Source organism: Bradyrhizobium sp. sBnM-33 (assembly GCF_032917945.1).
Lineage (GTDB): Bacteria > Pseudomonadota > Alphaproteobacteria > Rhizobiales > Xanthobacteraceae > Bradyrhizobium.
On record NZ_CP136624.1, the window covers coordinates 5,917,357 to 5,932,490 of the forward strand.

Annotated in this window: 15 protein-coding genes; 8 read left to right on the forward strand and 7 right to left on the reverse strand. The window is 62.4% G+C overall.

Annotated elements, in window-relative coordinates; genetic code table 11:
* Positions 1-57: 57 nt before the first annotated feature.
* Complete coding sequence (locus RX328_RS27820) at positions 58-1,017, reverse strand: autotransporter outer membrane beta-barrel domain-containing protein (protein WP_409410730.1); 960 nt, start codon at positions 1,015-1,017, stop codon at positions 58-60.
* 539 nt (positions 1,018-1,556) lie between these two features.
* On the opposite strand from RX328_RS27820, the gene RX328_RS27825 reads away from it, so the two are divergent.
* Positions 1,557-1,760, forward strand: a complete 204-nt coding sequence (locus tag RX328_RS27825; RefSeq protein ID WP_171580371.1) for a cold-shock protein — start codon at positions 1,557-1,559, stop codon at positions 1,758-1,760.
* A 63-nt stretch (positions 1,761-1,823) separates the two neighbouring features.
* On the opposite strand, the gene RX328_RS27830 is transcribed toward RX328_RS27825, so the two are convergent.
* The 3 genes from RX328_RS27830 to purM form a co-directional block, all read right to left on the reverse strand.
* Positions 1,824-2,555, reverse strand: a complete 732-nt coding sequence (locus tag RX328_RS27830; protein ID WP_213247654.1) for a glutathione S-transferase family protein — start codon at positions 2,553-2,555, stop codon at positions 1,824-1,826.
* 64 nt (positions 2,556-2,619) lie between these two features.
* Positions 2,620-3,273: a phosphoribosylglycinamide formyltransferase gene (purN, locus tag RX328_RS27835; protein WP_213247655.1), complete on the reverse strand. Its 654-nt coding sequence runs from the start codon at positions 3,271-3,273 to the stop codon at positions 2,620-2,622.
* Positions 3,270-4,343: a phosphoribosylformylglycinamidine cyclo-ligase gene (gene purM / locus RX328_RS27840; protein ID WP_213247657.1), complete on the reverse strand. Its 1,074-nt coding sequence runs from the start codon at positions 4,341-4,343 to the stop codon at positions 3,270-3,272. Before purM ends, purN begins: the two co-directional genes overlap by 4 nt.
* 148 nt (positions 4,344-4,491) lie before the next feature.
* Between purM and RX328_RS27845 the strand changes: the two genes are divergently transcribed.
* The 4 genes from RX328_RS27845 (at position 4,492) to ppx (ending at position 9,693) form a co-directional block, all read left to right on the forward strand.
* Positions 4,492-5,034 (forward strand): CDP-alcohol phosphatidyltransferase family protein, encoded by a 543-nt coding sequence (locus RX328_RS27845; protein WP_213247659.1) that lies wholly within the window; start codon positions 4,492-4,494, stop codon positions 5,032-5,034.
* A gap of 122 nt (positions 5,035-5,156) precedes the next feature.
* Positions 5,157-5,834, forward strand: a complete 678-nt coding sequence (locus RX328_RS27850; RefSeq protein ID WP_213247661.1) for a DnaA ATPase domain-containing protein — start codon at positions 5,157-5,159, stop codon at positions 5,832-5,834.
* 145 nt (positions 5,835-5,979) lie between these two features.
* Positions 5,980-8,178, forward strand: a complete 2,199-nt coding sequence (locus tag RX328_RS27855; protein WP_213247663.1) for an RNA degradosome polyphosphate kinase — start codon at positions 5,980-5,982, stop codon at positions 8,176-8,178.
* A 12-nt stretch (positions 8,179-8,190) separates the two neighbouring features.
* Positions 8,191-9,693, forward strand: coding sequence for an exopolyphosphatase (gene ppx / locus RX328_RS27860; protein WP_213247665.1), 1,503 nt, complete (start codon positions 8,191-8,193; stop codon positions 9,691-9,693).
* A 104-nt stretch (positions 9,694-9,797) separates the two neighbouring features.
* Here ppx and RX328_RS27865 read toward each other — a convergent pair whose 3' ends face one another.
* The 3 genes from RX328_RS27865 to RX328_RS27875 form a co-directional block, all read right to left on the reverse strand.
* A complete protein-coding gene (locus tag RX328_RS27865; RefSeq protein WP_213247667.1) occupies positions 9,798-11,222 on the reverse strand; it encodes a TRAP transporter large permease subunit in 1,425 nt (474 codons plus the stop codon).
* Positions 11,219-11,782 carry a TRAP transporter small permease subunit gene (locus tag RX328_RS27870; RefSeq protein WP_213247669.1) on the reverse strand — a complete coding sequence of 188 codons (564 nt, stop codon included), beginning with the start codon at positions 11,780-11,782 and terminating at the stop codon, positions 11,219-11,221. The genes RX328_RS27865 and RX328_RS27870 overlap by 4 nt, the downstream gene beginning before the upstream one ends.
* A 105-nt stretch (positions 11,783-11,887) precedes the next feature.
* A complete protein-coding gene (locus tag RX328_RS27875) occupies positions 11,888-12,994 on the reverse strand; it encodes a TRAP transporter substrate-binding protein (protein ID WP_213247671.1) in 1,107 nt (368 codons plus the stop codon).
* A gap of 12 nt (positions 12,995-13,006) precedes the next feature.
* Here RX328_RS27875 and RX328_RS27880 point away from each other — a divergent pair, with 12 nt between their 5' ends.
* From RX328_RS27880 to RX328_RS27890, 3 genes are all read left to right on the forward strand, one after another.
* Positions 13,007-13,243, forward strand: coding sequence for a hypothetical protein (locus RX328_RS27880; protein WP_213247674.1), 237 nt, complete (start codon positions 13,007-13,009; stop codon positions 13,241-13,243).
* Positions 13,244-13,450: 207 nt separating this feature from the next.
* Entirely contained in the window at positions 13,451-13,912 is a 462-nt protein-coding gene (locus RX328_RS27885) for a DUF3302 domain-containing protein (protein WP_213247676.1), read from the forward strand.
* On the forward strand, positions 13,905-15,134 hold the full coding sequence (locus RX328_RS27890) for an HlyD family secretion protein (RefSeq protein WP_213247678.1): 1,230 nt from the start codon (positions 13,905-13,907) through the stop codon (positions 15,132-15,134). The genes RX328_RS27885 and RX328_RS27890 overlap by 8 nt, the downstream gene beginning before the upstream one ends.

The window sequence follows — 15,134 nt, forward strand, 5'->3', positions numbered from 1 at the left end:
GTCCCGGCTCTGCGGCGCATCACTGCGTGCTGCGCCGCGTCCGGGACACGAACTGGGCTACCACTTCAACTCAAGCCCCACCGTGCCCTGATGCGACTGCACCGCGGCCCGGAGCTTGGCGTCGTAGTTGACGTAGAGCCGCGCGGTATTGGTCAGGCTCAGCGATGCCGAGGCGCCGGCATCGGCGCCGTACCGGCTCTCGCCGATGCCCTGCAGCGTGAGGCTTTGGGCGCCAAGGGTGACGGTGACGTCGGAGAAATTCTGCACGACATTATCGACGAACTTGCCGTAGCCCGACAGGTCGAGAATCTTGCCGTCGAAGATCCAGTAATGGCCGATCTCCGCGCCGATCAGCAGCCGCGCGCGCTGCACGGTGGCGCCTGTTGCCGCCACGGGATCGAGGCCTCCGATCTCCTGCAGTGATCCGGTCCGCGCGCGGACATATTCGAGTGCGGCCTTGGGCACGACGCGGCCCTGGTCCTTGGACCAGTAATAGCTGATCTCGCTCAACACGCCGTCGAGCCGCGCATTGTATCCGGCGGCCGCAATCCCGAGCCCCGTGTCTCGGCGCGAATTGATGTTGCCAAAACCATGCACGACCGCGCTGGCCCAGGTCCACGGCCCGCTATCGACGGAGGCCGTGAACCCGAGCTGAGTCAGGTCGATGGTGGCCGATTGCAGCGCCAGCGGAATGTCGATCGCCGAGCTGCTCTGGTCGATGGAAAAGCCGACATTGATGCCCGGCATCACCCGCGCGCCAATGCCTGCCACGCCGCCCCAGGTCTTTCTGCTGTCGCCGACGAATTCGCCGACCGCGCCGTTCTTGGTCCAGTTGCCGTAGCCTTCGAACCAGGTCTGGTAGCGCGGCGCTTCCATGCTCTCGGAGGCGCCGCCGCCGCCGGGATTGGTTCGCTGCAGGCGATTGAAGCCGTTGCTCGACTGGCTGCCCAGCCGTTCCAGGAAATTGCTGCCGAGATTGGTCAGCGTCGCGCCCGATGAGACCGTCGAATTGATCACGGTCGGAGTCGGGCTAGGCGTCTGCGAAGGCGTGGGTGTCGGGGTGGGCGTGGGCGTCGGCGATTGCGCGTGGGCGGCGGACATGGCGGAGATGACAGCGAACGCAATCGCGGCCAGACATGCAAGCGCCTGCCCGGTTCCGATTGTCCATGCTCGCGAAGGCCGCCGTGAGCCGCGCATGTAGTCCATTCCAGAGGGCGAAAGCGCCAGCCCGAAAAATGCGCAAATGCCGATAAACCGTAACGATTTGCCCCTAGTTCGTGCAACCGGTCAATCGGCGCGCTGCCGAATACGCGCTGCTGTGGTTCGGCTGCCACAGCCCGCGACACCAGAACGATTTCCGGAAGCCCGCCAGAACCTTGCGAACGTCCAAATTTCGTGTTGCAATCCCAAGCGCAATCGGATTCAGGCCGTTCGACTGTGCGTTTCGCGAGCAGGAAATCTAGCAGCTACCGGGAAGCCCGTTTGTGGCGTGGCACGTGGAAAACGTGACCGCGTCTTTTTTGTATCTAGACCAAACTTGGAGACAGGCGATGGCGATGCACAAGGGCACCGTCAAGTGGTTCAACCCCACCAAGGGTTATGGGTTCATCAAGCCGGCGGTCGGCGAGAAGGACGTGTTCGTCCACATCTCGGCCGTCGAGCGTGCAGGACTCAGTACTCTCAACGAGAACCAGCACATCGAGTACGACCTTGTCGAAAACCGCGGCAAGACATCAGCGGAAAACCTCAAGGTCACCTAGACTTCATCCACGCTGATTACCCCCGGCATCGCCGGGGGATTTGTTTGCGCCTTGCCCTGGAATTCACGCCGCCGCCTCGCAGCCAGCGATCTCGCGGAGTTCCGGATAGAATCGCGCGGTCATTCGGCCGACATACCGCCGTAAGTTGGCATGGCTTGCAGCCGCCCGCTGCAAATCCGACTCGAACAGCGGACAAATCGCGCTGACCGCGAAAGCAAACATCGTGGCGTCGATGCCGGCGGGCTCCCTGCCCATGAAGAATGGCTTGTCGCCGAGATAGGCCGCCATCGCGTCGATCGAGCGGATTCCGATCGCGGTGATCTCGTCCTCGGAGTGACGGCCGATTCCCTGGCCGTGCAGCGTCTTGCGCAGGCGGCGGCGGATCATCGAAACGACGACCGGCCTGACCGGCGCCGGCACCCCCTTGAAGAAATTGACCGGACCTTTGCGGAAATTGTCCTCAATCATCCAGCGGAAGTAAACGCTGGCCCAGTAGAGATTGTCCTCCGCCATCTTCTCGAAGGCCCAGGAGATGGCGAGCTGCTCGGCGCTGAGGCCCTGGTCGAAATCGATGCCGTATTTCTTTTCGAGATGCCAGCGGATCAGCGTGGAATCGCCGAGCAGTTGGCCATCATCCTCAATGTAGGGAATCTTGCCCTTGGGCGCTTTCGAAAAGCTCATCAACGCCTTTTTGAACGGCAGTTTCGACATTCGCAGCAAGGTCTCAGCCTTGGTCACGAACGGGCTTGCGTCGGGAAGGCCGAAATTGGGCCCGGAGCCATAGAGCGTGATCATGGAACCTCGATGTATCTTGCGGAGCGCGGTTGTCGCGCTCGTTCGCGCACACCGGCGGATAATATCAGATCGTCCGCGGCGAAATCAGGGTACCGTCGCGGTCGGCCCCGTCCGCGACCTTGCAGATGTCGCCTTCGAGGCGAAGTTTTCCGCTCGCAAGCAAACGCAGCGCCTCGGGGTAGATGCGATGCTCGATGCCGAGAATGCGCTGCGACAACGTCTCTGCCGTATCGTCGTCGGTCACTGTCACCGCGCCCTGCATCACGATCGGGCCGGCGTCGGTTTCGGGAATCACGAAGTGCACGGTCGCGCCCGAGATCTTGACCCCGGCCTGCAACGCCTGCCCGTGCGGATCGAGACCCGGAAAGGATGGCAGCAGCGAGGGATGGATGTTGAGCATTCTTCCGTACCAGCGCTGCACGAAGTCAGCGGTGAACAGCCGCATGAATCCGCCCAGGCAGATCAACTCGACATTTTCTTCCTCCAGCGTCCGCTGCAGGACCGCCTCGAAGCTCGCGCGATCCTTGCCGAACGGCTTGCTCTCGATGACCCTCGTCGGAATGCCGCTCGCGGCTGCCTTCTCCAGCCCAGGCGCATCGGCCCGGTTGGAAATGACGGCGACGATCTCGGCCGGAAAATCCGCAGCCTTCGCCGCATCGATCAGCGCGGCCATGTTCGACCCGCGCCCCGAGATCAGGATGGCGACCCGGCGCTTCATTGCGCGAGATCGAGATGGCCGTTGTAGACCACGCGATGTTCGCCAGCAGCCGGGATCACTTCGCCGAGCAAGGCGACGGTCTCGCCGCTTTCAGCCAGGATCTCCGTCACCTTCTCGACAGCATCAGGCTTGACGATGGCGACCATGCCGATGCCGCAGTTGAAGGTGCGCAGCAATTCGAGTTCGGCGATGCCGCCCTGCTCCGCCAGCCACTTGAATACCGGCAGCACCGGCAGCCGCGCCAGATCGATGCCGACGCCGAGGTGCTTTGGCAGCACGCGTGGGATGTTGTCGGTGAAGCCGCCGCCGGTGATGTGGGCAAGCCCCTTGATCGCGCCCGTTTCGCGGATCGCGCGGAGGCAAGATTTCACATAGAGCCGCGTCGGCGCCAGCAGCGCGCCACCCAGCGTCATGACCGGCGAGAACGGCGCCGGCGCATCGAAAGCCACGCGGGATTGTGCGACGATTTTGCGGACCAGCGAAAAGCCGTTGGAGTGAACGCCGGACGAAGCCAGTCCGATCGCGGCGTCGCCCACGGCAATGTCCGCGCTCGGCAGGAGCGTGCCGCGCTCGGCAGCCCCGACCGCAAAGCCTGCGAGGTCGTAATCGCCATCCTTGTAGAGCCCCGGCATCTCGGCGGTCTCGCCGCCGATCAGGGCGCAGCCGGACTCCCGGCAGCCCTCGGCGATGCCGGCCACGATGGCCGCCGCGGCCTCGGGGTCCAACTTGCCGCAGGCAAAATAGTCGAGGAAGAACAACGGTTCCGCGCCCTGCACGACGAGGTCATTGACCGACATCGCGACCAGGTCGATGCCGATACCGCCATGGAGGCCGGTCTCGATTGCGATCTTGACCTTGGTGCCGACGCCGTCGGTCGCCGCCACCAGCACCGGATCCTTGAAACCCGCCGCTTTGAGGTCGAACAGGCCGCCAAAACCGCCGATTTCGGCATCGGCGCCGGCCCGGGCGGTGGCGCGCACCATCGGCTTGATGAGATCGACCAGGCGGTTGCCCGCATCGATATCGACCCCCGAATCCGCGTAGGTCAGCCCGTTTTTGCGGTCGTTCATGCCCAATTCCAGTATGATGACGGCTGGTTACGAGGAATTCCACGATCCTGCAATGGCTCGCAAGCGCTCGGCGCATATACTATGTAGATAACAGCCGGCTAAACCCGCCAGGGGCCGGATCTAGGCCGGGAGCCGGGAAGCGACCGAGTTGAGCATTCCAAATATCATTACGCTGGGGCGCATCATCCTGGTGCCAGTCATCGTCTGGGCGATCGTTTCCAGCCAGATGGAAATCGCCTTCGCGATCTTCGTCATTGCAGGGGTCAGCGACGCCGTCGACGGGTTTCTCGCCAAGCGCTTCAACATGTCGAGTGAACTGGGCGCCCTGCTCGACCCGCTTGCTGACAAGGCACTTTTGGTTTCGATCTTCGTGGCGCTCGGCATCTGGGGTGCGGTGCCGCGCTGGCTTGTCATCCTCGTGGTGTCGCGCGACATCATGATCGTCACAGCCGTGATCGTGTCATGGCTGTTCGACAAGCCGATCCCGATGAAGCCCTTGATGGTGTCGAAGCTCAATACGGTGGCACAGGTGGCGTTCGCGGCGCTGGTACTGGCGTCGCTCGGTTTCAACTTCAAGCCGGCGCCCTACGACGTGATCCTGATGGGTTTTGTTACGGTCTTTACTTTGGTTTCCGTCTCGCTCTATCTCATCGAGTGGGTGCGGCACATGAGCACGATCGAAGCGCGCTAGGTTGCTCTTTTGTTTTAACGCGCTTTCTTCTCGCAAGCCGGTGCCCACCCCGGATCAAATCCGGTGCAGCCTTTCGCTCGAAAACGCTATGAAGGCTGCAAGATCCCGGCCTGGAGATTTGCGTGGCAGTTCGCGTTCAACCTCGTCAGCTTGCCTTTGCGCTGCCGCATGCGGAGAGCTTGACGCGCGACAATTTCCTCGAGGGTCCGGCCAATGAAGCCGCACTCTCGCTGATCGAAAGCTGGCCCGACTGGCCGAACCGCATCATGCTGCTGGCCGGGCCGGAGGGCTCCGGCAAGAGCCATCTCGCCGCCATCTGGGCCGAACAGGCAGGCGCGCGCTCGATCTCGGCACATGCGCTTGACGCCGCTGCCGTTCCCGGCGCACTCGCCACCGGGGCGCTGGTGGTCGAGGATCTGAGGCCTGCCGACTTCGACGAACGCGCCCTGTTTCACCTCCTGAACCTGGCGCGCGAGGATGGAGCCTTCGTCCTGATCACGGGACGCGTTCCACCAGCGGCGTTCGAGATCGAACTGCGCGATCTCCGGTCGCGGCTGCGCGCCGCACCCGTCGTCTCGCTATTGCCGCCGGATGACCTGCTGTTTCGTGGCCTGATCGTCAAATTCTGCGCAGACCGCCAATTGAGCATCGACGAGACGGTGGTGAGCTACCTCGCCACCCGGATCGAGCGCTCCTATGCCGCTGCTCGCCAGGCGGTTGAGCTCCTGGATACCGAGGCGCTGCGGCTCGGCCGGCCGGTCACCCGGGCGCTGGCCGCGGAACTCTTGCGCAACGCCTGATCGGACAGCTCCTGCTGCGTCCTGCCGCCTTGACGCGGCTCCGCGCGGAACATCAATGTCATTGAAACGTCATCGGCGTATCACATGCTGTGGGCCGCATTCCCTTAAAGTCGGCCCTGCCTCGCTCGCGATGGATCAAAGCCTTATGGAATTGGTACAAGCTGTTGAACTAAAAGAAAAAGAGCCGATTGCCGAGGCTCCGCCCACGATCGCCGCGAGCCCGGAGCGATTCATCAATCGGGAACTATCCTGGCTACATTTCAACCGCCGGGTGCTCGAGGAATCGGTCAATCTGGGCCATCCGTTGCTGGAACGAGTGCGATTCCTGTCGATTTCAGCCAATAACCTTGATGAGTTCTTTATGGTCCGCGTCGCCGGCATCAAGGCGCAGGTCCGTGAAGGCATCGCCGAACGCAGCCCCGACGGCCTGACGCCGTCCGAGCAGCTCACCCTCATCAACAGGACGGTTTCGGAACTCGCTTCCGACCAGCAGGCGATCTGGCGCGATCTGCGCACCACCCTGTCGGATGCCGGCATCAAGCTCGTCGATGGTCACGACTTCACCAAGGCGGAGCGCGGCTGGCTCGAGGATCACTTCCTCCGCAACATTTTCCCGCTGCTGACGCCGCTGGCGATCGATCCCGCGCACCCGTTCCCGTTCATCCCGAGCCTCGGCTTCACCATCGCGCTGCAATTGCTGCGAACTTCCGACGGCAAGGCGATGAACGCGCTGATCCGCATGCCCGGCAAGATCGACCGCTTCATCCGGATGCCGGCGACCAAGGACGGCGCGGTGCACCTGATCCCGCTGGAGCAAGCCACCGGAATGTTCATCGGCCGGCTGTTCCCCGGCTACACCGTCAAGGGCCAGGGCGCATTCCGCATCATCCGCGACTCCGAACTCGAAATCGAGGAAGAGGCCGAAGATCTGGTCCGCCTGTTCGAGACCGCGCTGAAGCGGCGGCGGCGCGGTTCGGTGATCCGGCTGGAAATGGAAGACAAAATGCCGGAAGCGCTGCGCACGTTCGTGCAGCAGGCGCTTTCCGCCGCCGATGACGAGGTGTTCCTGGTCGATGGCGTGCTGGCGATGAATGAACTCTCGCAGCTCACCCGGCTAGACCGGCCCGATCTCGAATTCATGCCCTACGTGCCGCGCCACCCCGAGCGGGTGCGCGACCATGGCGGCGACATCTTCGCCGCGATCCGGCAGAAGGACCTGATCGTCCACCATCCGTACGAATCCTTCGACGTCGTCGTCCAGTTCCTGCAGCAAGCCCTCCGCGACCCCGACGTCGTCGCCATCAAGCAGACGCTCTATCGCACCTCGAGCAATTCGCCGATCGTGCGGGCGCTCGCCGAGGCCGCGGAAGCCGGCAAGTCGGTGACCGCGCTCATCGAGCTGAAGGCGCGGTTCGACGAGGAAGCCAATATCCGCTGGGCGCGCGACCTCGAACGCGCCGGCGTGCAGGTCGTATACGGCTTTCTCGAACTGAAAACCCACGCCAAGCTGTCGATGGTGGTGCGGCGTGAAGGCGGCAGCCTGACGACCTACGTCCATACCGGCACCGGTAACTACCACCCGGTGACGGCGCGCATCTATACCGACCTTTCCTATTTCACCTCGGACCCGATCATCGGCCGCGACGCGGCGCGAGTGTTCAACTACATCACCGGCTATGCGGAGCCGAGCGACATCGAGCGGATGGCGGTGTCGCCGTTGACGCTACGCAAGCGCATTATCGAACACATCAAGGGCGAGACCAATCACGTAAGGCACGGCAAGCCGGGCGCGATCTGGATGAAGATGAATTCGCTGGTCGACCCCGACATCATCGACGCGCTCTACGAGGCCTCACAGGCCGGCGTGTCGATCGAACTGGTGGTGCGCGGCATCTGCTGCCTGCGGCCCGGCCTGCCCGGGCTATCAGACAACATCCGCGTCAAATCGGTGATCGGCCGCTTCCTGGAGCACGGCCGAATCTACTGCTTTGGTATGGGGCAAGGCCTGCCCGGGCCGAAGGCGGCTGTGTATATCTCGTCCGCCGACATGATGCCACGAAACCTCGACCGCCGCGTCGAAGTCCTCTGTCCATTGCAAAATCCCACGGTACATCAGCAGGTTCTCGAACAGATCATGGTCGCGAACCTGAAGGATACAGAGCAGAGCTGGCAATTGTTGCCGGATGGATCGTCAACGCGTATGAAGGCCGCGAAAGGCGAAGAGCCCTTCAACCTGCACAACTATTTCATGACGAATCCGAGTCTCTCAGGCCGTGGAAAGTCACTCAAGGAATCTTCGCCGCGCCGCCTTACGCGCCGTACCGAGCGTCAGCAATCATCATAAGGGGTCTTGGCTGTGAAGCGGCCGCGCAAGCGCGCTTCCAGCGTCGCCGTCATCGATATCGGTTCGAACTCGGTTCGTCTCGTCGTCTATGAGACGATGGCGCGCAGTCTCGTCACCATCTTCAACGAGAAGGCGCTGTGCGGACTCGGCCGCGAGGTGCAGAGCACCGGCCTGTTAGCGGAGGACGCCGTTACCAAGGCGCTGACCGCGCTGCGGCGTTTCCGGGCGCTGTGCCGCATCCAGCAGGTGAGCCGCGTGTTCGCCATCGCCACCGCTGCCTGCCGCGACGCCAAGAACGGTCCCGACTTCATCACCAAGGCCGAGCGCATCTGCGGCACGCCGATTCAGATCCTGTCCGGTCCGCGCGAGGCAAAGCTTTCCGCGCTCGGCGTCGTCTCCGGCATCCACAATCCCGACGGCATCGTCGGCGACCTCGGCGGCGGTTCGCTCGAACTGATCGACGTGCAGAAAAACCGGGTCCGCAGCGGCGTCACGCTGCCGCTGGGAAGCCTGGCGCTGCAGGATCTCTCGGACAAATCCCTGAAGCGCGCCGAGCGCATCGTTCGCGATGATCTGTCCAACGTCGCGCAACTCAAGGCTGGCCATGGCCGTACTTTCTATGCGGTCGGCGGCACCTGGCGCGCGCTCGCGCGTATCCACATCGTCCAGAGCGGCTATCCGCTGCGCGTGATGCACGGCTATTCAATACCTGCCGCCGACGCGCTCGATTTCGCCCGCCGCCTGCGCCGGCTTGTGGCCGCCAACCTGCTCGCCGATATCGAAATCGTCGCGGATGCACGGCGCCCGCTCCTAACTTATGCGGCGCTGGTGCTCGAATACATCATCCGCGTCGGTCGGCCGAAGACGATCGTGTTTTCTACATTCGGCGTCCGCGAAGGCCTGCTCTACGAGATGCTGCCGCCGCCTGAGCGCGCCAAGGACGGATTCATCTGCGCAGCCCAAACCCTGAACGGATTGCTGTCGCGCTCCGCACGCCACGCCGAGGAACTGGTCTCATGGACCGATCGCCTCGTGAGGGTTGTGAAGCTGCGCGAGACCGAGGAGGACCGCCGCCTGCGCCATGCCGCCTGTCTGCTTTCCGACATCGGCTGGCGGGTGCATCCCGACCACCGCGGCGAGGAAACGCTGAGCCTGATCACCAACGGCAATTTCGGCTCGATCAGCCATCAGGGCCGTGCCTTCGTCGCGCTGTCGGTGTTCTATCGCTACGCGGGCTTAAGCGAAGAGAACGAGCCGCCGGAGCGCGTCCGCGACCTGGTGCCGCCGGCAATGGACGAGCGCGCCCGCCTTCTCGGCGCGGCCTTTCGCGTCGCGCACCTGATATCGGCGGCGCGCACCGGCGTGTTACCGGCGACGCATTTCCGCACCAACGGCCGCAAGTTGATGCTGGTGTTTGAGCATCGCATGGTCGATCTCGTCGCCGACCGCGTCGGCAGCCGCTTCAAGCAACTGGCGCGGCTCGTCGGGCGCGCCGGCTCGATCGTACGGAAGTAAGACGGAAAGCCAGCGTACGCAACGCGCTTTTCCGTTTGTCGTCCTTTCCGCCACAGCTTGCTTTTGGAGCCGCGACGTCAACCGGTACACAAGGTCCGGCCACTTTACTTCTTTTTTGGTGTCAGCCAGTCTTCGTCTTCCAGGCCCGGTGCCCGCTTCTGCTGTTCCAGGATTTTCTTGTACTCTTCGGGGATGACCTGACTGCGGGATGCCTCGTGCAGCGTGTGCGGGAACCAGGTCGCAATGCCGGGGAAGGCGATCATCAGGCCAACGCAGATCACCTGCAGGATCATGAACTGGAACATGCCGGCGTAAATCGTCGCGAGACTCCAGCCCTTGACCACCTGCCTGAGATAGTACGCTGACATGGCGACCGGCGGCGATAGGAAGGCGGTCTGCAACACCACCGCAACCAGTGCTCCGAACCATATGAGGTCGATGCCCATGCCCTTCACGACGGGGTAGAAGATCGGCAGGAACACCAGGATGATGGCCGGCCATTCAAACGGCCAACCCAGCAGGAAAATGAGCACGAGCACGACAATCAGCATCAGGCTGGGCGGCAACTGGAGGCCGAGCATCGTCTCGGTGATCCAGTTCGCCGAGCCGAGGCGGGCGAACACCGCACCGAAAATATTCGACGTGACCGCGAGCAGCAGCACCATGCTCGACGTCGCCATCGTCGAGATCAGCGCACGCTGCAGTCCACTCATCGAGAACCTGCCGTAGGCGATCGACAGAATCAGCGCACCGACGCTGCCGATGCCGGCGGCCTCCGTCGGCGTCGCAAGCCCCCCGATGATCGAGCCGAGCGTCGCCGTGATGAGGCCGAGCAGGGGCAGCGTGCCGATGACCACCTCGCGCGCAATGTACGGCGCCGAGTAGATCCGCTCGTCCATTGGCACCGGCGGCCCGAGTTTGGGATTCAAGAAAGCGCGGCCCATCAGATAGGCGATGTACATACCGGCCAGCAGAAAGCCCGGCCCGAAGGCTGCAGCATAGAGATCGGCGACCGACACCCCGAGCACCGGCCCCATCACGATCAGCATCACCGACGGCGGAATGAGAATGCCGAGCGTGCCGCCCGCAGTGATCGTGCCCGCTGAAAGCTTGGCGTCGTACCCCGCCTTCGTCATGATCGGCGAGGCCATGATGCCAAGAACGGTAACGGCTGCCCCAACGATGCCCGTCGCCATCGCGAACACGGTCGAGGTCAGGATGACGACGAGGAAGAGTGCGCCGCGCACCGGCGCAAGCAGCATGCGGAACGCCGTAAACAGGCGCTCCATAAGGCCCGCCTGCTCGGTGATGAAGCCCATGAAGATGAACAGCGGCACGGCGGCCAGGAGTTCCTCCTTCATCAGGCCGATGGTCTGGAAGTAGGCAAGGTCGAAGACCGTTGCGCCCATGCCCCAGTAGCCGAACGCAAAGGCTAGAAACAGCAACGTGAACGAGATCGGCACGCCGATGAAGATCGCTCCAAGCAGGACCAGAAGCATGATGAGGCCGATGAGCGCTTCTGCGGTCATATCTCGACCTTCTCCTTGTGCTCAAGCTCAACGCCGGTGCGCACCATGTAGATGCTCTTGATCAACTCGGACACGCCCTGGATCAGCAGCAGGAGGCAGGCAAGCGGCACGACGAACTTGAACGGCCATAGTACCGGCCGCCACGGCGTCTGGTCGGAAAGCTCGTTGATCTGCCAGGCGTAGTGAAACTCGTTCCAGCTGATCAGGAACAGCATGATCAGGCTTGGGAAGAAGAAAACGATATAGGAGATCGTGTCGATCAAGCCCTTCCTGCGGGTGGAGAACTTCTCCCAGAAGAAATCGGTGCGGATATGAGCGCCCTTGTGCAGCGCGTAAGCGGCGCCGAGCATGAACAGTGAGCCGTAGAGCATGTAGGTTGCGTCGTAGGCCCATATGGTCGGCGCGTTGAACAGATAACGCGCTCCAACCTCGTAGGCGACGGCCAGAACCAGCGGCACCGCCAGCCACGAGATGACCGTGCCGGTCCGATCCGTGAAGCCGTCAATGATCCGGATTATGGCCAGCAGCGCCGGCGACTGCCTGTCTGTTGTGTTTGCCATCCTCCCACCTAACGCGCATCGTTCGCGCGGCGCGCCTTGCGGCGCGACGCAGACCGGCCCTGCGCGAACGGAGGGCGGCCAAGCCGGCCGCCCTCGGACGAAGCCCTATTTCTCGACCGGGAAGTAGTAGTTCGCCATGAATGAGTATGGCGGGAAATAGGACCGCTTGTACGGCACCACAGCGCTGGCATAGGCCTTCTGCGAGTCGTGCACCTTCTTAAAGAACGGGTTCTTGGCGCCCTCGGCCGCCGCGATCTCGTCCCACTTCTTGATGAAGGTCAACAGGATCTCCGTCGGCGTGCGCAGGATCTGCACGCCGTGCTTCTGCTGCATCTCAATCAGCGCATCGGCGTTCTGGCGCTGCCACTTGGTCCACCAGACGAGGAATGTCTCGTTGGCCGCCGACTTGATGATCTCCTGGTGCTGAGCGCTGAGCTCCTTCCACACATCGCCGTTGATCACGATTTCGCCGACCGTCACGTTCTCGTGCAAGCCGGGCGAATAGTGGTACTTCCAGACGTTGTGGAAGCCGAGCTGCATGTCCTCGATGCCGCCGACCCATTCAGCGCAATCGATCACGCCGCGCTGCGCTGAGGGAATGATCTCGCCGCCCGGCATGTTGACCACCGTGAAGCCGAGCGCTTGCCACACCTCGCCGGCCATCCCGGTCTGGCGGCATTTCATTCCCTTCATGTCCTCGACCGTCTGGATCGGCCTCTTGAACCAGCCGAACGCCTGCGGTCCTGCGGGCAGGATAGGGAACACGACGACGTTGAGCTTGAGCTCCTTCTGATAGAACTCGTTGTACAGATCGAGGCCGCCGCCGTGATAGAACCAGCCCATCACGTCCATGTAGTCCATGCCGAAGGTGCCGCCGGGACCGCCGGTGAACAGGATCGCGGTCTTGTTTTTGCCGGTCCAGTAACCGGCCCACGCATGCGATCCGTCGAGCACCTTCTTGTGGGTCGCGTCCAGCACCTCGAACGCCGGCACGACCTGGCCGGCGGGCATCGCTTCGATCTTCAAGGTGCCGGCAGATAGCTTGTTCACCCGCTCGGCGAAGTAGGTGAAGTTGTCATAGAGCGTGAGCGCCGCCGGCCATGAGGCCTGCATCTTCAGCACCTTCGTCTGCGCCATGACTGTAGTAGTGGATCCGACAAACGCCGAAGCGATCAGGGCAACGGCGACCAATCCCAGAAACAAGCGTTTCATGAGTCTCCTCCCTTGGACGACGTGACCTTGGCGATCGCTTTTCTCGGTTTCTTCTTAATCGCCAAGCTTGAAACCACGTCTGCCACCATTCTGCCACCGTCGCCTCAAGTTGTCATCTTGCTTTCTGGCCGCAGCAGAGCCGGCATGCTGCGCGCGAACTCAAATCTTGTTTGCCGACCGCGTCGGGGTAGCCGCTTCAAGCAACTGGCGCGGCTCGTCGGCCGCGCCGGCTCGGTCGTGCGGAGCTGATCTCATCAAATTGCGCCCCCTTCGAACGAGGTGTTGACGCCCAGAGCAGCCAAAAACCTTGAAGGGCAGCGGGCCATGGCTTGGCCGGCCAGTTCAGCCTTGCCAACTTCTGGCATTGTGCAAATATGCAACCATCTGGCGAAACCGATTGCCGCCTGCCAGGCTGGCCAGTGCGGCGCACGCGTCGCATTCGAATTGGAGTTCGTCATGAACAATTCACATCATCCAAGCGCTCCCCATCATCTGCCTGGTTTCATCACCGCTCCCGGTGACACCGATATCCTGATGGTCGTCGTCGGCATCGTGCTGATCGCGGCCGTTCTGATGGTCGGTAATCTTTATCTTCGTTTGCATAGCTTGCCGGAGCGGATGGCACACAAGTCGCAAAAGCTGCAATTCGAGATCGTGGCAGTTTTGGGCTTGCTGGCGCTGTTTACGCACATCCACCTTTTCTGGATCGCAGCACTGCTGCTTGCTATGATTGATTTGCCCGATTTCGGCACCCCGCTGCGCCGGATCGCGGGATCGGTCGAAAAAATCGCCGGCGCTCCGCCGGATGACCAAGCGGCCAAGCCGACCGGTGAAGGCACCGCCCACGCAGTCACCGCCGAAGCGCGGGATACGACGAAAGCCAGCGCTGCCAAGAGCGAGGTGCCGAGCCATGCTTGAGCTGCTGCTCTGCTCCATGTTGACGATCCTGCCGGACTATCTTTATCGCCGCTACCGGCAGGGAAAGCGCCTCGGAAAAGAGATCACATTCTACTCGGTGTGGTTCGAACTCAGATGGGGCATCATTACCTGTCTGATGCTGACCGTCGCTCTGATCACGCTCATCTTTTACTTTCATCCATCCACCACGACGGCGACTCTGTTCTACAGGTCCGTTCCGATCGTTCCGGAAATCAACGGCCGGGTGTCGGAAGTCCACGTCGAATTCAGCGCGCCCGTCAAGAAGGGCGACGTGATCTTCAAGCTGGACAGTTCCAAGCAGGCAGCCGCACTGGAAAGGGCCCGGCGCAAAATTGCCGAAGTCGATGCCGCATTCCTGACCGCGCAGGCCGATATTCTCAAGGCGGAAGGACAGATCCAGGAAGCCAAGGGCGCCTATCAGCAGGCGTCAGATGAACTCGACACCAAGCGCGAACTGCAGAAGCGCAATCCCGGTATCGTCCCCCAGCGCGACATCGAAAAGCTCGAGGTGCTGCTCGCCGGTCGTCAGGGCGCGCTTGATTCGGCAACGGCTGCAAAACAATCCGCGACGACGAAGGTAACCGCACTGCTCCCCGCGGAGAAGGCGAGCGCCGAGGCGGCGCTGGCCGAGGCACAGGTGGATCTGGACAGGACCACCATTCGCGCCGGAGTCGATGGGCGCGTGGAACAGTTTACGTTGCGCGCGGGAGATATCGTCAATCCCGTGATGCGGCCTGCCGGCGTTCTCATCCCGGCCAACGTAGGACGGACGCTTTCCGCCGGCTTTGGACAAATCGAGGCGCAAGTCATGAAGATCGGTATGGTCGCCGAGGCCACGTGCATATCGAAGCCATGGACAATCATTCCACTGGTAGTCACCGGCGTGCAGGATTACATCGCGGCGGGCCAGTTCCGGGGCGGCGAGCAACTCATCGACCCGCAGCAGGTGCGGGCTCCCGGGACCATTGTCACCTTCCTGGAGCCCATCTACCCGGGCGGCCTTGAAGGCGTGACGCCCGGCAGCAGTTGCATCGTCAATGCCTATACCAGCAACCATGATCGGATCGCCTCAAAGGAAGTCGGTGCACTCAAGGGGTTCGCGCTGCATGCGATCGACGCCGTCGGAATTGTTCACGCGATGTTGTTGCGTATCCAGGCGCTGCTGCTTCCAGTCAAAACGCTGGTGCTGAGCGGACACTAG